15 protein-coding genes and 1 tRNA gene are annotated in these 16635 nt (G+C 54.6%); 8 read left to right on the top strand and 8 right to left on the bottom strand.

Going from position 1 to position 16635, the window contains the following annotated elements:
• Positions 1–31 precede the first annotated feature (31 nt).
• The 4 genes from DDZ13_RS04770 to DDZ13_RS04755 form a co-directional block, all read right to left on the bottom strand.
• A complete protein-coding gene (locus DDZ13_RS04770; protein WP_110130300.1) occupies positions 32–1837 on the bottom strand; it encodes a glycogen synthase in 1806 nt (601 codons plus the stop codon).
• A 39-nt stretch (positions 1838–1876) separates the two neighbouring features.
• Entirely contained in the window at positions 1877–3448 is a 1572-nt protein-coding gene (locus tag DDZ13_RS04765; protein WP_146209237.1) for a 1,4-alpha-glucan branching protein domain-containing protein, read from the bottom strand.
• Positions 3449–3470: 22 nt separating this feature from the next.
• Positions 3471–4745, bottom strand: coding sequence for a DUF4912 domain-containing protein (locus tag DDZ13_RS04760; protein ID WP_110130298.1), 1275 nt, complete (start codon positions 4743–4745; stop codon positions 3471–3473).
• A gap of 225 nt (positions 4746–4970) precedes the next feature.
• Positions 4971–6074, bottom strand: a complete 1104-nt coding sequence (locus DDZ13_RS04755; protein WP_110130297.1) for a fatty acid desaturase — start codon at positions 6072–6074, stop codon at positions 4971–4973.
• A 360-nt stretch (positions 6075–6434) separates the two neighbouring features.
• On the opposite strand from DDZ13_RS04755, the gene gap reads away from it, so the two are divergent.
• From gap to tpiA, 3 genes are all read left to right on the top strand, one after another.
• Complete coding sequence (gap, locus tag DDZ13_RS04750) at positions 6435–7460, top strand: type I glyceraldehyde-3-phosphate dehydrogenase (RefSeq protein ID WP_110130296.1); 1026 nt, start codon at positions 6435–6437, stop codon at positions 7458–7460.
• A gap of 222 nt (positions 7461–7682) precedes the next feature.
• The gene (locus tag DDZ13_RS04745; protein WP_110130295.1) at positions 7683–8882 is read left to right on the top strand and encodes a phosphoglycerate kinase; all 1200 of its coding nucleotides are present in this window, start codon (positions 7683–7685) and stop codon (positions 8880–8882) included.
• Positions 8883–8919: 37 nt separating this feature from the next.
• The gene (gene tpiA, locus DDZ13_RS04740; protein ID WP_110130294.1) at positions 8920–9696 is read left to right on the top strand and encodes a triose-phosphate isomerase; all 777 of its coding nucleotides are present in this window, start codon (positions 8920–8922) and stop codon (positions 9694–9696) included.
• A gap of 76 nt (positions 9697–9772) precedes the next feature.
• Here tpiA and glpK read toward each other — a convergent pair whose 3' ends face one another.
• Positions 9773–11269, bottom strand: a complete 1497-nt coding sequence (gene glpK / locus DDZ13_RS04735) for a glycerol kinase GlpK (RefSeq protein WP_110130639.1) — start codon at positions 11267–11269, stop codon at positions 9773–9775.
• Between the two features lie 81 nt (positions 11270–11350).
• Here glpK and DDZ13_RS04730 point away from each other — a divergent pair, with 81 nt between their 5' ends.
• The 3 genes from DDZ13_RS04730 to DDZ13_RS04720 all read left to right on the top strand — a co-directional run bounded on the left by DDZ13_RS04730 (position 11351) and on the right by DDZ13_RS04720 (position 13307).
• Positions 11351–11752: a diacylglycerol kinase gene (locus DDZ13_RS04730; protein ID WP_110130293.1), complete on the top strand. Its 402-nt coding sequence runs from the start codon at positions 11351–11353 to the stop codon at positions 11750–11752.
• A 122-nt stretch (positions 11753–11874) separates the two neighbouring features.
• Positions 11875–12333: a tRNA (cytidine(34)-2'-O)-methyltransferase gene (locus DDZ13_RS04725; RefSeq protein ID WP_110130292.1), complete on the top strand. Its 459-nt coding sequence runs from the start codon at positions 11875–11877 to the stop codon at positions 12331–12333.
• Positions 12334–12386: 53 nt separating this feature from the next.
• Positions 12387–13307 carry a mechanosensitive ion channel family protein gene (locus tag DDZ13_RS04720; protein ID WP_110130291.1) on the top strand — a complete coding sequence of 307 codons (921 nt, stop codon included), beginning with the start codon at positions 12387–12389 and terminating at the stop codon, positions 13305–13307.
• On the opposite strand, the gene DDZ13_RS04715 is transcribed toward DDZ13_RS04720, so the two are convergent.
• Positions 13268–14566 carry a 3-deoxy-D-manno-octulosonic acid transferase gene (locus tag DDZ13_RS04715; protein WP_110130290.1) on the bottom strand — a complete coding sequence of 433 codons (1299 nt, stop codon included), beginning with the start codon at positions 14564–14566 and terminating at the stop codon, positions 13268–13270. The two genes, DDZ13_RS04720 and DDZ13_RS04715, sit on opposite strands and share 40 nt — an antisense overlap.
• Before the next feature lie 48 nt (positions 14567–14614).
• Positions 14615–15145 carry an acyloxyacyl hydrolase gene (locus tag DDZ13_RS04710; RefSeq protein ID WP_110130289.1) on the bottom strand — a complete coding sequence of 177 codons (531 nt, stop codon included), beginning with the start codon at positions 15143–15145 and terminating at the stop codon, positions 14615–14617.
• Positions 15146–15229: 84 nt separating this feature from the next.
• Here DDZ13_RS04710 and DDZ13_RS04705 point away from each other — a divergent pair, with 84 nt between their 5' ends.
• Both DDZ13_RS04705 and DDZ13_RS04700 read left to right on the top strand, forming a co-directional pair.
• Positions 15230–16267 carry a metal-dependent hydrolase gene (locus DDZ13_RS04705; protein ID WP_110130288.1) on the top strand — a complete coding sequence of 346 codons (1038 nt, stop codon included), beginning with the start codon at positions 15230–15232 and terminating at the stop codon, positions 16265–16267.
• Between the two features lie 59 nt (positions 16268–16326).
• Positions 16327–16416, top strand: a tRNA-Ser gene (locus DDZ13_RS04700).
• Positions 16417–16509: 93 nt separating this feature from the next.
• On the opposite strand, the gene DDZ13_RS04695 is transcribed toward DDZ13_RS04700, so the two are convergent.
• A partial coding sequence (locus DDZ13_RS04695) for a transposase (protein ID WP_146209236.1) occupies positions 16510–16635 on the bottom strand: 126 nt, incomplete at its 5' end.

Below are 16635 nucleotides of genomic sequence, written 5' to 3'. Positions count from 1 at the left end.
GCGGCTCATTCGACCCTGGGCTTGGAGGCAGCTACTTTTTTCGGATGTGGTTGTAAATATTCAGGTAGTGTTGGCCCGGAACGTTCCACGAGTAATCCGTCTTCATGGCGTTAAGCATGAGGTGGCGGAAGTGGTCGGGATATTGGTAGTAGCAGGCAATGGCTCGTGACAGTGCGGTTTCGACGCCGGTGTAACTGTCTTCATGAAAGACATAGCCGTTGCGTTTGTTCAGTTCGACATGGCTGTAGTCCTTGTCGAAGACGGTGTCGGCCAAACCGCCGACAGCGCGCACAACCGGCACGGTGCCGTAGCGCATGGAAATGAGCTGAGTGAGGCCGCAGGGTTCGAAGCGGCTGGGCACAAGCATCATGTCGGAGCCGGCGTAGATCAGGCGGGCGAGGTCCTCGTCGAAGCCGATTTCCAAATGACAGTCCGGGTTTTCATTAATCTCGTTTTTGAGATGCCAGAAGTAAGCGTTGATCGATGGCTCCGGACTGCTGCCAAGGAGAACGAATTGCGCGCCGTTATTGACGCAGTGAAAGATGGCGTGGCGAACCAGTTCGAGGCCTTTTTGGGGGTCCAGCCTGCCGATGTGGGCGATGATAGGCTTTTCGTTGTCGGCGAGAAGCAGCCGTTCCCGAAGTGCCCGCTTATTGTCGTATTTCTTCCCCACCGTATCGGCGTTGTATTGCGCGGCCAGGTGCTTGTCGCTCTGAGGGTTCCACGCTTCGTAGTCGATCCCGTTCAGGACGCCGCCGTATTTCGGGGCATGGGTTTGCAATGTACTTTCGAGACCGAAGCCCTGGCCCATATCCCTGACTTCTCTGGCATGCGTGGGGGAGACTGTGGTCACGAAGTTGGAGTACACGATGCCGCCTTTCATCAAATTCAGGGCGCCATCGTGATGGTCATCGCCAAGACGGCTCTTGTCGAAATAATGTTCAGGACGGTGGAGCCCTGTGGCCTCAAGTAACTCGCCGCCGCACATGCCCTGGTGCTTGAAGTTGTGAATCGTGTAACAGACCCGGCTGTTGCCGAGTCCCATGTGTTCGTAAATCTCCCAAAGGTAAACTGGGACCAGGCCGGTATGCCAGTCGTGGCAATGAATGATGTCGGGGCGTTTTCCGGATTGGAGCAGGAACTCCATAGCGGCGCGGGAGAAGAAGGCGAAACGCCAAACATCGTCCTGCTCCCCGTAGTATTTTCCTCGGTTGAAAAAATTATCCTGCGAGTGCGGTTCGATGAAAAAGCATTTACGCTCGTGCACAAAACCGAAGTAAACCGTGCAATGGATCGCGCCGTCGTACCACGGCACCCATAGGTCGTGGAAGCTCTCGCAGAGACCATAAATGTGGTCGTACCGCATGTTATCGTATTTCGGCAGAATGATCTCGACGTTGTTGCCGCGGATCGCGAGTTCCTGCGTGAGTCCGTAAACAACATCCGCGAGGCCGCCGACCTTGGAAACGGGTGCCATTTCCGGGCTGATGTGGACCACGTTCAGGCTGGGGACTTCTTCATGGAGAAAAACGTTGTGAAGTGCCTGCTCCGAATTCACGGGTTCAGGTTGAGTCGGCGTTTCAACGGATTCAAGATTCCCATGAAGGTTTCCCGGGGCTTCCTTGGGAGTCTCGGCCCTTGGCGACTTGGCTTTAGCGGGCACTTTTGGGGATGCCCGTTTAACCGCCCGTTTTTTGACGGCTTTCTTTTTCGCCGGTCCTTGGTCCTTGCCGGTCTCTGCTCTATTTACCGGCTTTTTGCGGGCAGGCTTCACCGTTTTCGAATCAGATGCTTTTTTTGGCTTACTCCCGAATGAAGTGGCTGGTTTTTTCGGCATAAAAAACAAGTGTTGGATGTGCGTGTTCGAGTAAAGGGTTTAAGGGCGATTGAAGTAGGGTGCGAGAGAGATCTTCAGGAATGCGGGGTTTCGTTCTTCCAGTAAGGCCAGGTCTCTGGGGTCGAGCCTCTCTTCCCGAATCGAATCGACCAGAAACCGGCACCGCTTGATGTGTTGGTGTAGACGCTCCATGGCATACTCCCCGGTCGCCCCGGCTCGGAGCATGAAGGGCCAGTCGGAAGCACTGGCCAGAAGCAGTTCCCGTCCGGCCTGGCGGATACCCCGGTCTTTTTCCGAATCACCGCCGGCCGGGCCGTTGAGCTCAATCAGACGGCGTAAATCCTCCGAGCAGTGGCATAGGAGGGCATAGATCCAATCGGTATCGCGGTTGACCCAGAAGGAGTAATCACCTCTACGCCCCCAGGTGGATGCCGCCGGCCGGCCCTGCGGCGGGCCTGTGAATGATTTGGCTGCTTGATGGCTGGCTTTTAACGATGTGTTCGCGAGCCGGCTTGTCCGCTTGAGCACGTTCTCAAGCCAAACCGGCCCCTCATACCACCAGTGTCCGAAAAGCTCGGCGTCAAAGGGTAGAAAAACCAGCCCTTCTTCGGTGCTTTCGATCTCTTTTATAAAATCCCCGGCATCGAGCTCCGCTTGCTCTTTGGCCCGCTCGGGTTCGTACCAATCTTTCTCCGGGGTTCCGGTCACGCGCCAGTATTTCAATCCGAATGGCAGCCTGCCGCTATCGGGTAAGGCGAACTGCTTACATATCTCTGTATCCACTTGGTGAATACCATCGTGATGGAATTCCCGGTAGTGCGAATGCCCGGGGTAGCCGCTGCGTGCACTCCACACTTTTTGCGAGAGAGTATTGTCCCGGCCCAGAGCAAGCAGGCCGTTCGGGCAGGATAGAGGCGCGCGGATGGAGGCTTTCGGAGTGGCGCGGGCCAGGCCTTGTTCTTCCAGTCCGAAATACTCGATGCCATAGGAAGCGAGGTCGTTTTCCAAACCGTCGAAGTAAGCGCATTCCGGCAGCCAGAAACCCTTTGGGTGGATGCCGGTATGACGCTTGAAAGTTTCTATCCCGTTGCCGATTTGAAAACGACGAAAGCAGGAGTCGTTCTGAAAGGCGGGAAGAAAGGCATGGGTTGCCGCGGTCGTGATCAGCTCGATTTTTCCCGATTCTGCCAGGTCGGCGAACGCGGAAGGTAATTTCCCGTCAATACTTTCGAACCGCGCTCCGGCTTCTTCCCAGTCGGCCATAATTTCCCGTGCCCGTTGACGTCTTTCCTGTGGATGAGCTGGATGCTCCGTTTCCGACTCAATGATACGCAGGCCCTCTTTTAAGTGCGCCCGGTAGTCGTGGGCAAAATTCCGATGGCTCCAAAGTTCGAGAAGGGTGGGTGAGAGCGAGACTGTCAGCCAAGGGCTGTCTTTGGGTTCCAATCGCTTGAGCATGGAAAGCAGCGGCAGGTAGCAATGCGTTACGGCTTCATAAAGCCAGGCTTGTTCCAGCGAGTTCTGGCTCGCGTGGTTGTAGCCGTAGGGCAGGTGCGCGTGAAGGAGGAAGCTGACAACCCGTCGGGTCTGATTCTGCGCTTCGTGCGACATGTCGATGTCGGCCGTCTGTGCGCTAACCTGCAATCAGGGAGAGGCCGGGCAAGATTACGGCACCGTCGGGAAGCATTCGCCTGAGTTTGAAGGTGCCGTCCGCATCCAGTTGTAAATCGGTAGGCAGTAAACTGGCATATGCAGGGTCGGTTATTTTTCCTTCAATTTCCAAAGCGGCGTGTAGCTCGAGCAAGCGCTCGGAGGGATGCACATCCTTGAAAAATTCCAGTGAGGGGCCTGCCGCGACGGAGGGGCTCGTCAGAGCCGCGTTGAGCAGAGGCCAGATCTGGTTGAAAGATTCCAGCGTTCGCTTCCATACGATGAATCCGCCCGGGGCCGGTTGCAGGATTTCGTTCCCCATCATCAGCTTCATGCCCGATGCGATTTTACCGGTGAGGACGTACTCTGCTCTGACTTGAACGGGTGCATTGCCACTCCAGATATCCTCCCACTGGCTGGCCAGTTGCTCCGATGCGCCGCCTGTCCGTGGTTTTGGTTGTTCCTGCGAAGAAGCCTCGGCTGGAGGAGTGTCCTGCCTACTGTCCGAAAAGTTCGGTTCCGGATTGATCGCCATGTTGTGGCGAACCGTCTTGAGAGTTTCCACTTCATCGAGCCACGTCGTCTCTGGCGGGGTGCTCGCAACTCCGGTGGAGTGGCCCGGGCCGTTCTGTTCGTTGGATTGTCTCGATTTTGTAATTGCCGGGTTCCTGGACTTGAAGCTCTCCGGCAGCCCGGTAATATGCTCCAAGCGCTCGGCAATTTCCCTCTCGTTGAGGACCACGGAATGCAGTGCATTTTGATCCGTGGGGAAATCAGCTGCCGCTTTGTCTTCATGGGCTGCGGAGTCCTCGGCTTTGGCTTCGGGGGCCGCCGGTTTTGGCGGTTCCGGCGATGGTGCGGCCGGGAGTGCCACCGCTTCGCCCCGTACCAGCGGACTGAACCGTCCGGATCTATTGATTAGGCCGAGGGCAGCGTTGATTTTTGGGGCTGGTGCGGGCAGGGTGAAGTAACCGCTGTTATCGGTGCTGTCGATTCGGTAGTCGTGCCAGACACTGGAGAAATGGGAACTGTCCGACGCCGCTGGGAGTGAGTATGCCCGCAGTACCAAATGCGTATCGCCTTCATCGTGCGAGGCGACCTTTAGGCCTGCGTCCAGCATCTCTTTGTTCAGCGACCAGCGGGCCTGGAATTCATTATGGGAGACAGGAAGAAGCTGGATCCCAAAGTCAATTGCCGGAGCTTTCGATTTTTCGATCTTTTCCTGTAGTTTAGCGAAGTTTGCGCGGTTATCCGACATGCGTTTAGGCTCCCATATTAAGCAACACTATCGGGTTTGGAGGATGAAATTGAGCTATTTCGAGTCAAGTGCATAGACACGGACAGCAATAAACGGGCCGCTTTATGAGCCGTTCCTGGATTGGAGCGCAACAGAGACCTACGGGAATCCTATGACACGGACGAAAGAATGCCTCGAGCTGAAATGCTGGCAGACCGCAAAATCCCAATTGCGGTCGCTGCCATACTAGTGTGCAAACTCGTATTGCCGGGCCGCCATACGGGTCACTTGAACCCACTCGTCCCAGGTCTCTTTGAGCGAGGCACGGAGCGCGCTGATTTCACGCTGCAGGAGCTTGCGTTGTTCCGCAGAGGCTTTTTTCAACTCACGTACCTTAATCATAAGTGCGGAGGCCTTTTCTTCAAAGGCAGTTGAAAGCTCCTCCAGTTTTTCACGCAGCTCTGCCGCGAATTCATCTACATCGTCGCTAATATGCTCGAGGATCATCTTTTTGTCCTTTTGTACGAGCGATTTCTGTACCGTCACGTTGTTGATGGAGCGCAGGTTTTTGGCCAAGCCAAGTTTGGAGGCCAGCCAGATGGTCCATTTGGACGGGTCGAAATGGTACCAGCGGATACCGTTGCGGTAATCGGCGGCAAAGGCGTGGTGATAGTTATGATAGCCTTCGCCAAACGTGAGTAGAGCCAGAATAGCGTTATCCACTGCACTGAGTTCGCGGGCGTATGTCTTCGAGCCGATGGTGTGGCAGAGGGAATTGATGAACCAGGTGCTGTGGTGGATCATCGCCATCCGGACAAGAAAACCAAGGTAGAAAGAGGCCAGAGCGCTACCGAGAAGGGCCCAGCCCAACAGGAAAACCGCCAGATTCACCCCGATCACAATGTGCGCGTAGTAACGATCCTGAAGAACGACGCGGGGGTTCTTCATAAGGTCCCCGACCAGAGAGGCATCGAAATTGCGTTTGTAGTCGAACAACCAGAGCACGTGGGCATACCAGAAGCCCTTTTCAATGGAGTAGGGGTCTTTGTCCGTGTCCACATGATTGTGGTGGAGACGGTGGTCGTGCGACCACATGAGCGCCGACATTTCAAAAGAGAGTGCTGAACCCAGCAAAACACACCATTCGAAGAAAGGATTGGCGGCATAGGCGCGGTGGGCGTAGAGCCTGTGGTAGCCTACGGTAATGGAGAGCCCGCCAATAATATAGGTGACGAGGAACAGCGCGACAGCGCCCCATGAAAACACGCTGATAAATGAGGGTAAAAGCGCGAGTATCAGGAGGTGATAGGCGACGACAAAAGAGAAGGTATCCCAGTTTTTAATCTTCATGAAGTAAATTTGGTTGGAAAGCTAAGTTGTTGAAAATCAGGTAAATGTTTGTGCCCGTGCCTCTAAGCGAATGCTGGCTTGGGTAGGGTTGGGGATGAGAGAGTATCCCTATTAACACAATACTGCAAAAGTCCCAGAAGTGAAGCCCGTGTCAAGGTATTACAAGGAAGGGACAACGCTTCTTGGGAGGCCATTGATTAATATAACTAATAGTTTGACAGGCTTTAATAAGTTTAGATTGATAAAACACAGTTTGGTTCCCTGAAACCACAGAATAACGCTTGCCAAGGAAACTTCGCCCTCTACAAGTGCATTTTTCACGTTTTTCATCTCAAATAGAAAACCAAAAATACTAGATAAATGGCTACAAAAATCGGAATTAACGGATTCGGCCGCATCGGTCGCCTTGTCTTTCGCTCCCTTGTTGAAAAGGGTTTGCTGGGCAGCGAAATCGAAGTGGTTGCAATCAACGACCTCGTTCCTGCTGAGAACCTCGCATACTTGCTGAAGTATGACACCACACAGGGCCGCTTTAAGGGCACTGTGGAAGCCAAGGGTGATGACACGCTCGTGGTTAACGGCAACGAAATCAAGACGATGGCTGTTCGCGAAGGTCCGGCTGCTCTTCCCTGGAAGGAGCTCGGCGTCGATATCGTCATCGAGTCCACCGGGCTTTTCGTTCAGGATGAAAAGGCCAAGGGGCACCTTGAAGCCGGTGCCAAGAAGGTTATCATTTCCGCTCCCGGCAAGGGTGACGGCGTGAAGACCGTTGTGCTAGGTGTCAATGACGAGACGCTCACTGCTGATGACGACATTATCTCCAACGCGTCCTGCACCACAAACTGCCTGGCTCCGATCACCAAGGTGGTTCTGGAGAACTTCGGCATCGCAGAAGGTTTGATGACAACCGTCCATTCCTACACTGCAACTCAGAAGACAGTCGATGGTCCTTCTCCCAAGGACATGAAGGGTGGCCGCACGGCTGCGCTCAACATCATACCGTCTTCCACAGGTGCGGCCAAGGCAGTTGGTCTGGTTATCCCGGAAGTTCAAGGCAAGCTCACCGGCATGGCTTTCCGCGTGCCGACACCGACCGTATCGGTTGTCGACCTCACGGTGAAGACCGAGAAGAGCACGTCCTACGAGGAAATTTGCCAGAAGATGAAGGAAGCTTCCGAAGGTTCGCTCAAGGGGATCCTTGGCTACACCGAAGATCAGGTTGCTTCTTCCGACTTCATTCACGATGAGCTCAGCTCTATCTTCGATGCCGGTTCCGGTATCGGACTGAGCGACACCTTCTTCAAGCTCGTGTCCTGGTACGACAACGAATGGGGCTACTCCAACCGTGTCGTTGAGCTGGTTCAGAAGGTTTCCAAGTTCCTCTAATCGGATTTCGGTCATAACCGAATAATTCTTTCTGGCCGTCGCGGCAGTATTCCTTCATGGATTCACTGATCGCGACGGCCTTTATTTTGTTCTCCAGCGTATTTAACGCTGATCAGAACAAAAAACCACGCCGTAGTCCCGCTCGGCGGGCGAAGGCGGGTCAACCGATCTCTTTACCACTCAACGACTCAACAAGCAACTACCGGCGCAGCCGGAACACTTATAAATATGGCTACAAAAACCATCAAAGACGTAAACCTTGCCGGACAGCGTGTGCTGGTCCGCTGTGACTTCAACGTGCCGCTCAAGGATGGCGCAGTTTCCGACGATTCCCGTATCGTTGCCGCGCTGCCTACGATCAAGCATCTGGTCGAGCAGGGGGCCAAGGTCATCCTCTGCAGCCACCTCGGGCGACCGAAGGGTGAGAAGAAGCCCGAGTTCAGCCTCGCTCCGGTGGCAAAGGATCTGTCCGACAAACTGGGCCAGTCTGTTCATTTCCTCAACGATTGCATCGGTGAGGAAGTCGAAGCCGAAGTCGCCAAGTTGAAAGACGGCGAGATCGCGCTGCTTGAGAATGTTCGTTTCTACGAAGGCGAGACGGACAATGATTCCGAATTTGCCGCGGCTCTGGCCAAGTGCGCCGAGGCATATGTCAACGACGCGTTCGGCACCGCGCACCGCGCCCATGCGTCGACGGCAGGTGTCACGAAACATCTTTCGCCCTGTGTCTGTGGTTTTCTAATCGAGAAGGAGCTCGCTTACCTCGGGGACAAAACGGCGAATCCCGAGCGTCCTTTTACTGTTATTCTCGGTGGTGCCAAGGTTTCCGATAAGATCAAGGTGATCGATGCACTTCTGGAAAAGGCCGATACGATCATCATCGGTGGTGCCATGGCCTATACCTTTGCCTTGGCCGAAGGCCGCAAGGTCGGCGAGTCGCTCAGCGAACCCGATCATATCGATACGGCCAAATTCGCATTGGAAAAAGCCAAGGAGAAGGGCGTCAAATTCCTTCTGCCTGCCGATAACCTTGCAGTCAAGGACCTCGATTTCGGTGCGGGCACCGTAGGCGAGTCCAAGTATTTCGAAGGAAATATCGACGACGGATGGGAAGGGGTGGACATCGGCCCCAAGAGCATCGAGCTCTTCAAGGCCGAGGTTGCGGCCGCCAAGACCGTTCTCTGGAACGGACCTATGGGGATCTTCGAGATCGATGCCTGCAATAAGGGCACTTTCGCTATCGCGGAAACCATCGCTGAATCCGACGGCATCTCCATCATCGGGGGTGGCGACTCGGTCAAGGCCATCAACATGTCCGGCTACAGCGACAAGGTCACCTTCATGAGCACCGGTGGTGGCGCGTCCCTTGAATTCCTGGAAGGGAAAGAACTGCCCGGTGTCACCGCCCTCGACCAGGCGTAAACTCTGCAATCATTAATCATAAATTAAAAATCTCACAATGAGCACATCCCGTAAATATCTCATCGCCGGCAACTGGAAGATGAATCTCAACTCCGCTGAAGGCGCTGAACTGGCCTCCCAAGTCGTCAGCATGTTTGGTCAGCAAACCGACGTTTCCGTCTGTGTTTGCCCGACCTTCACTACGCTCGAAGCGGTGTCCAAGGTCGTCAACGAATCCAACGTTCAGCTGGGCGCGCAAAACATGCACTACGAAGCCTCCGGTGCCTACACCGGCGAGATTTCCGCCGAAATGTTGCGCCACCTCTACTGCAACTTCGTCATCCTCGGGCACTCCGAGCGTCGCCAATATTTCGGCGAAACCGACGAAACCGTGAACAAGAAGACCTTGGCCGCTCTTGAGGCGAACCTGAAGCCGATCGTTTGCATCGGTGAAACTTTGGAAGAGCGTGAAGCCGGCAAAGTTTCCGAAGTCATCAAGACGCAAACCGAAGGTGCCCTTTCCGGTGTCACTGCCGCGCAAGCCGAAAATCTCGTCATTGCTTACGAGCCCGTTTGGGCGATCGGCACAGGCAAGACGGCAACGCCGGAGATGGCCGAAGAAGTGCACGCTGAAATCCGCTGCCTGCTCGCTGGTCTCTTCGATGAGGATACTGCTGAGAAGGTGCGTATTCTCTACGGGGGTTCCATGAAGCCGGGCAATGCGGCCGAGCTCCTCGCCCAAAAGAACATCGACGGTGGTCTCATCGGTGGTGCTTCGCTCAAAGCCAACGACTTCGGCGGTATCGTCGAAGCGGCGGTTGAGCTTTCCAAATAAGGGAAGAAGCTGAATTTCACGACAAAGGCCGGGGCATTTGCCCCGGCCTTTTTTATTTTCAAACACCCCGGGCCCCTCAATCAGCCCAGCCTTTGGCACGCTCGACCGCCTTATCCCACCCGGCGCGGAGGGCCTGTATTTCGTCGCCGTTGCGTTGAGGTTCGAAGCTTCGTTCGCTCTGCCAGTTCTGCGCCACAGATTCAGGCGAATCCCAAAAACCGATGGCAAGCCCGGCTAGGTAGGCTGCTCCCATGGCCGTGGTTTCGGTGCAACCCGGGCGCAGGACGCTTTCCTGGAGTAAGTCGGCCTGGAATTGCATGAGTGGGTCACTGTTGGCTGCGCCGCCATCCACCCGCAGTTCCCTCAGGCTGAGACCGCTGTCCTTTTGCATTGCGGTGATCAGGTCGGCACTCTGGAAGGCAATGGATTCAAGCGCGGCCCGGCAGAAATGTGCCCGGTTGGTCCCTCGGGTCATCCCCAGGGCGGCGCCGCGGGCGTAAGGGTCCCAATGCGGGGCACCGAGCCCGGCAAACGCGGGCACCAGAAAAAGCCCGTTGCTATCCTCGACGCTGGCGGCAAGGCGATTGAGCTCATGAACGTCACGAACCAGTTCCAGTTCATCACGCAGCCATTGAATCACCGCTCCGCCGACAAAGACGGAGCCTTCCAGTGCGTATTCGGTGTGATCGCCGATGCGCCAGGCGACGGTTGTGAGAAGATTGTTTTTCGACCGGACCGGCTTGTCTCCCATTTGCATGAGTAGGAAGCAGCCGGTCCCGTAGGTGTTTTTCGCCATGCCCGGCTTGAAGCAGGCCTGACCGAAGAGGGCGGCATGCTGGTCTCCAGCAATACCGGAAATGGGTGCTCCTGCGGGATGAAGCTTAGGGTGCACTTCTCCGTAAATCTCGGAACTTGAACGTACTTCCGGCAACAGACAACGTGGAATCTCGAAAAGCCGCAGCAGTTCTTCATCCCAGTCGTCCTGTTCGATATTGTAGAGGAGGGTGCGGCTGGCATTGGTGATGTCAGTTGCGTGAACGTTGCGCCCCGTCAGTTGCCAGAGGAGCCAGCAATCGACAGTGCCGAAGAGTAGCTCACCCGCTTCGGCTCGCTCGCGTACGCCGTCCACGTTCTCCAGAATCCAACGTAACTTGGTACCGGCAAAGTAGGGGTCGATGCGCAGGCCCGTGCGCTGTGATACCATGTTTTCAATGCCGTCTTGCTTTAGTTCCCGGCAGTAGTCGGCCGTCCGGCGATCCTGCCAGACGATGGCGTTGTAAACCGGCTTGCCGGATTCTTTGTCCCAAACAATCGTAGTCTCTCTCTGGTTTGTCAGGCCGACGGCGGCAATGTCATCCGCGCTCAGGTTTGCCTTGGAGAGGGCGTCGGCAGCCGTTGCATTCTGGCTCGACCAAATCTTCATCGGGTCGTGCTCGACCCAACCGGGTTGCGGGTAAATTTGTTCGAATTCCTGCTGTGCCGTGGCCACAATTTCGCCGGAGCGGTTGAACAGGATGGAACGGGAGCTGGTTGTTCCCTGGTCAAAGGCGAGTATGTATTTGTCCTGGGGCATGCGCGCTGGCGGGGAGAGTTTGAAGTTCGACTTTAGGGCGACCTTGTGCAGAGTGAACACTTTTATCAACTCTTCCATTCAATGGACTCAGACGATATCGATCCAAAATTTCATAAAAACGCCGGTGTTAAACGTGTCGTGAAGGCATTGTTTTACTCGTTTGACGGGCTGGCCTCGACCTTGAAGCATGAAGCCGCTTTTCGCCAGGAAGCGGTGCTGGCAGCGGTGCTTGTGCCCTTGTCTTTTTTGATGCGTGTCAGTCTGGTGGAGCATCTGTTCCTCGTCGCCAGCATCATTCTCGTCTTGATCGTCGAACTGTTGAATTCCGCGATCGAGTCCGTGGTGGATGATATTTCCATGCAAAATCGCCCGTTGGCCAAGCGTGCCAAGGATATGGGTAGCGCAGCCGTTCTTCTCAGCCTTTTGAATTGCTTCATTTGCTGGTTGTCGGTGATCGTTGTGAACTGGAGCAGCTTCTTTTAGGTTCAAGCCAGAAGCCAGAAGCCAGAAGCCAGAAGCCAGAAGCCAGAGGCTTGTCTGTCGGACTTTCCAGAACCCGACCTCGCCACCTTCATACCTTCTCACTTTCATACCTCATTATCCGCATGCTGCATATTGTTCTATTCAACCCGGAGATTCCGCAAAATACCGGTAATATCGGCCGACTTTGTGCCATTAACGGATGCCGACTGCATCTGATCCATCCTCTTGGGTTCACGATTACGGACAAGCATCTCAGGCGCAGCGGTATGGATTACTGGAAGTCGCTGGATGTGCATCACCACGACGACTGGAGCGCCTTTAAATCAAGCAGTGACTCACCTCAAGGGCGTCTTTGGCTGTTCACCACCAAAGCGGAGCGAACCTACTGGGATGCCGAATACCGTGATGGGGACGGGCTGGTTTTCGGCAACGAAGGGCACGGTGCTCCGGATTGGTTACACCAAGAACTCACGGAGACGCGTATCACAATCCCGCAGAAAAATCCGGCGATGCGTTCGCTCAACCTTTCCACAGCTGCCGGCATCGCTACTTATGAAGTGCTGCGTCAGATCGGAGTTTGAATTAAATTAATTTCAGGATTGAAAAGAATCTCTGAGTAGGAGGATTTCATACCATGCCGAGCCCATATGAGCTAATTTACATCGCGAGTGTTCTAGTCGTCGGTTTGGTGCTCTATCGGGTCATTGTCTTCGTCATCGACCAGACGCAGGCCCGGAGCATCGCCCGTTTAAAATACTTCAGCTTTACCGATATTACGGCCGGTCCCGCAGCGCCTGAGGGCGCACCGATCGAGAAGCAGCGCTCCAGCGCTTTGGAGTCGGTGGACAACCAGTTTTCGATTATCCGCCGCACTTTCTTTTCAGTGTTTTTTGTCGTTTGGATGGGGTTCGCCTTCTTCCCCTTTTTGGGAAAGTTTTCCGCAGGTGTCATCTCCGTGTTGGGTGCGGGTGGTGCCGTCCTGATTGGTATCGCAGCCAGACCGTTACTGGAAAATTTAATTGCGGGCTACGTGGTTACTTTTTCCAAGCAATTCCGGCGGGGGCACACCGTGATGCTTGATGGTGAGTACGGGACGATTGAAGATATTACCCCGACACATACCAAGGTGAAGCTTTGGGACTGGCGGCGTTATCTCATCCCGAACAGTCAAATGCTGACCAAGGAGGTGCTCCATTATTCTTCAAAGGACGGTTACATCTGGGCGCGTTTAAAATTCCATGTCGATTACGATACCGACATAGCACAACTGCGCGAGGTGGCTATCTCAGCTGCCAAAGAAAGTGAACATTTGGCTGGTGATGAGGATCCGCAGCTTTGGATTATGAACATGCAGATGCAAACGATAGAATGCTGGCTGGCGATGTGGGTGGACAGTCCTCTCAACGCATGGCTTATCCGCGTTGAGGTTGCGGAAAAACTGATCGGTGCCTTCAAGCGCGAGGGAATCCGCACCCACAGTTTCGACCTGCACTCGGATTCCGGCCAGATGCCTGCTCAGGCAAGTGATTCAAGGATAGACTCTGCAATGCGCTGACAACTTCCGCGGTTTTTTCGATGCCACTCGCGGCCAATTGCACTCATTCGTTCTCTTTTTTTCGCATCGTTGGCCAGAGCTTTTACCCCTTCTGTGAGCGTCGCTGTATCTGCGACAGTTTCGGCAGCCCCGATTTGGACGAGTGATGACGCGACCGCTTTAAAGTTATTCATATTCGGCCCCATAAGTACGGGGACACCGAGTCCGGCGGCTTCGATGGGAGTCTGGCCGCCTTCATTCGGTGGCAGACTCTTACCGACAAAGGCGAAGTCGGCAACCTGGGTGAGACGGCTCAGCTCACCGGTGGTGTCGGCCAGATAGACGATAATCTGCTCTTCCGGCTTTGTGCCGCTTGAGCGTTGGTGCCAGGGAAGGTTACACTCTTGAAGCAGTCGCTTGAGAGAGGGGCCTCGCTCCGCGTGGCGGGGTACCAGGAGTAGTCGCAGGTCCGTGCCTTTTGCTCGGACCGCGTGAAGGGATTCGATGAGTGCGGTTTCTTCGCCGGGCCAGGTGGAGGATCCGAGAAGAACTAGGGAAGAAGCGCTATCGTCCGCCTGAAATCCCAATTCATTGATGAGTTCTTCACGCGTGGCCTCTTCAAGCTCCGTAGGAAGGGGCACGTCGAGCTTGATGCTGCCGGTCATATGGATGCGCTCGGGATCCGCGCCGAGCCTTTCAAGGCGATGTGCATCATGATCGCTGGCCGCGTAGATCATGCGGAATTTGTCGAGTAAACGGCAGGCGAAAGAAGAAAATTTGGCATACCGTTTAAAACTCCTATCCGACATGCGGGCATTGACCAGATAGCACGGGACTTCACGGAGTTTTGCCTGGTGAAGGTGCTCCGGCCAGAGTTCGCCTTCAGTCAGTATGATGGCATCAGGTTGAATTCTTTTCCATGCGAGACGCGAGCAGAGCCAGAAATCCAAAGGGAAAATACCTATGCTCTGGACGCGGTCGGCGTAGCGTTTGAGCGCTTCGGTGTAACCGGTGCTGGTGGTCGTCGTTAAAACAATTTCGACTTTTCCATGCGCCTGAAGTGCATCGATTAATGGGCCCACCGCCAGAACCTCGCCGACACTGACAGCTTGCAGCCAAACCCGCTTAACATTCTCACGCGGTGTATCCAGTCGACGGAAACGCCCCAAACGATGCTGAAAGTCTTTGCCGTAGCCTCCCCGCCGCCACATGCGAAAAAGATAGTAGGGCAAGGCCAGAACAAGCGCTGGCAAAAAAATTATCCGGTAGAGAAGAATCATCTACCGCGATACAATCCGAAATCGACTGGTTGAGAAGTGAAAATGTACCTAAAACTCGTAGGCGAGGCTCAGTGCGTGCAAGTTCATGCCGGGATTCTCATCGTGCAGGCCGGCGTTTGAGATGTGCAGGTAACGATAGCCCAGAGTCCACTCATCGGTAACCTCGAAGTCAAAACCCACGGCACTCATGAATTGAAAGCTTCCCCCAAGGTCCAGATTATCAAATTCATGTTCGGAAAGCAGGGCCGGTCCGCTTGAAACAATCAACTCAAGCGGGAAGTCGCCAAACTCAATTTCCAAAGCAGGGCCCAGGTGTCCGAGAAAAGCGGTCTCTCCCTCGCCGTCGAGTGCGCCCAGGCCGAACTCAAGGCCCAGGTCGACTTCAAAGCGATCACTGATCGTCCAGCTCCAGGGGCTATCGAGGGTGGAGATCAGTTCGTAACTTTTCACATCAACCCGGTTCTCGGCATCGAAGCCTACACGGAGTGCAAGGTCCGACCATTCGAATTCTCCGGCATGTGCTGAAACTGCCAGAAGGGGTAGGGCGCATAACAGGTATAGTTTAGATTTAGTAGACATGCCTAACCATATGCACCTAATCCAGAATTTTGAAGAAAAATTTACAATAGTTGCTTCTTGGGGAATTCATCTCAAGTTCAGCTTATGGATCCTTTAACTCAAATGAGTGTCGGGGCTGCCGCTGCCGTGGCGGTCGCTCGAAAGCCTGCCGATATCAGGCATGCACTTGTGCTCGGGGCGCTTGCTGGTGGCGCGCCGGATCTGGACGTCCTTATCCGTTCCGAGGAGGATCCGCTGCTATCGCTGGAGTATCACCGGCACTTTACTCATGCGCTCTTGCTCGCTCCTGTTATCGGCGGTCTGGTGGCGATGCTCTACAAGATCATCTTCGCCAGAAAAATGCCTCTGCGGCAACTAGTGGTTTTTGGAGTGGTCGCGACACTGACGCACGGCTTGATTGATGCCTGCACCAGCTACGGGACACTCCTTTATTGGCCATTTTTCAACCACAGAGAGTCGTGGGATATCATCTCGATCATCGATCCGATTTTCACACTGCCCCTGGTGGTCTGCCTGATATTCGCCTGGTGTCGGCGAAGCCATCGCTTCGCTCGCGGGGCGCTGCTCTTTTTGTGTCTTTATTTAACTGTGGGAGTCTATCAACGCGAACAGGCCGAGGATTATGCGCGCTCTTTAGCGAATCAACGCGGGCACACGCCGACAGAACTCACGGCACGTCCGTCACTTGGTAACATCCTGCTTTGGCGCCTGGTTTACCGTAACGGAGATAACTACCACGTGGATGGCGTCCGGACCTTTCCGGGACTTGAGGATCGCCACTATCCCGGAGCGACTGTACGGGCCTTTGACGAACTGGACGCTTATGCACTGATGGATCCGGATTCCGTACTCTGGCGTGACATCGAACGTTTTCGGTTCTTTTCGCAGGGCTATCTGTTCCTGCATGAAAACTCACCTCTCGTCGCGGGCGATTTGCGCTACGCCATGTATCCCGACTCAATCGTTCCCCTGTGGGGCGTCACCATCGATCCGTCGAATGCCAATACGCACACGCAACTAAAGTACTTCCGGGAGGTTTCGGGCGGAGCATTCAACCGCCTCTGGCGAATGATTCGCGGCCTGCCGGTGGCTCAGTCCTCTGCCGAGGCGAGTATCCGCTAATTCGCTGGTATTTTCTGTTGACCTCAGATTTTAGCGTATTTTGCTCCACACCTTCCCAAGGAGAGGTGACAGAGTGGCCGATTGTGCGTCCCTGGAAAGGACGTGTACTGGAAACGGTACCGAGGGTTCGAATCCCTCCCTCTCCGCCATTTTGGTGTTGATTATCAATGACTTATGAAATTCGGGGTCTACACCAAAGTTTGGGGACCGGAGCATTTCCTTTCTATTTTCTTGGTTCATATTTAACCGCACTGGGCGATGACTCTGAGTCGGTAGTTATCAAAGTTTTTGAAGCCGTATGCGCGTCTTTGTATAAGTTTCATTTTTCTGTGGAAGCCTTCGGTGACGGCGTTGTTTTTGGAGAATCG

Source organism: Coraliomargarita sinensis (assembly GCF_003185655.1).
Taxonomy (GTDB): Bacteria; Verrucomicrobiota; Verrucomicrobiia; order Opitutales; family Coraliomargaritaceae; genus Coraliomargarita_B; species Coraliomargarita_B sinensis.
Note: the sequence above shows the minus strand (reverse complement) of the source record. Positions and strands in the feature narration are given on the sequence as shown.

Excerpts from the sequence above, each read along its gene's own strand:
- DDZ13_RS04770 (WP_110130300.1), bottom strand. The coding sequence starts at position 1,837 with ATGCCGAAAAAACCAGCCACTTCATTCGGGAGTAAGCCAAAAAAAGCA.
- DDZ13_RS04765 (WP_146209237.1), bottom strand. The coding sequence starts at position 3,448 with ATGTCGCACGAAGCGCAGAATCAGACCCGACGGGTTGTCAGCTTCCTC.
- DDZ13_RS04760 (WP_110130298.1), bottom strand. The coding sequence starts at position 4,745 with ATGTCGGATAACCGCGCAAACTTCGCTAAACTACAGGAAAAGATCGAA.
- DDZ13_RS04755 (WP_110130297.1), bottom strand. The coding sequence starts at position 6,074 with ATGAAGATTAAAAACTGGGATACCTTCTCTTTTGTCGTCGCCTATCAC.
- gap (WP_110130296.1), top strand. The coding sequence starts at position 6,435 with ATGGCTACAAAAATCGGAATTAACGGATTCGGCCGCATCGGTCGCCTT.
- tpiA (WP_110130294.1), top strand. The coding sequence starts at position 8,920 with ATGAGCACATCCCGTAAATATCTCATCGCCGGCAACTGGAAGATGAAT.
- glpK (WP_110130639.1), bottom strand. The coding sequence starts at position 11,269 with ATGCCCCAGGACAAATACATACTCGCCTTTGACCAGGGAACAACCAGC.
- DDZ13_RS04730 (WP_110130293.1), top strand. The coding sequence starts at position 11,351 with ATGGACTCAGACGATATCGATCCAAAATTTCATAAAAACGCCGGTGTT.
- DDZ13_RS04725 (WP_110130292.1), top strand. The coding sequence starts at position 11,875 with ATGCTGCATATTGTTCTATTCAACCCGGAGATTCCGCAAAATACCGGT.
- DDZ13_RS04720 (WP_110130291.1), top strand. The coding sequence starts at position 12,387 with ATGCCGAGCCCATATGAGCTAATTTACATCGCGAGTGTTCTAGTCGTC.
- DDZ13_RS04715 (WP_110130290.1), bottom strand. The coding sequence starts at position 14,566 with ATGATTCTTCTCTACCGGATAATTTTTTTGCCAGCGCTTGTTCTGGCC.
- DDZ13_RS04710 (WP_110130289.1), bottom strand. The coding sequence starts at position 15,145 with ATGTCTACTAAATCTAAACTATACCTGTTATGCGCCCTACCCCTTCTG.
- DDZ13_RS04705 (WP_110130288.1), top strand. The coding sequence starts at position 15,230 with ATGGATCCTTTAACTCAAATGAGTGTCGGGGCTGCCGCTGCCGTGGCG.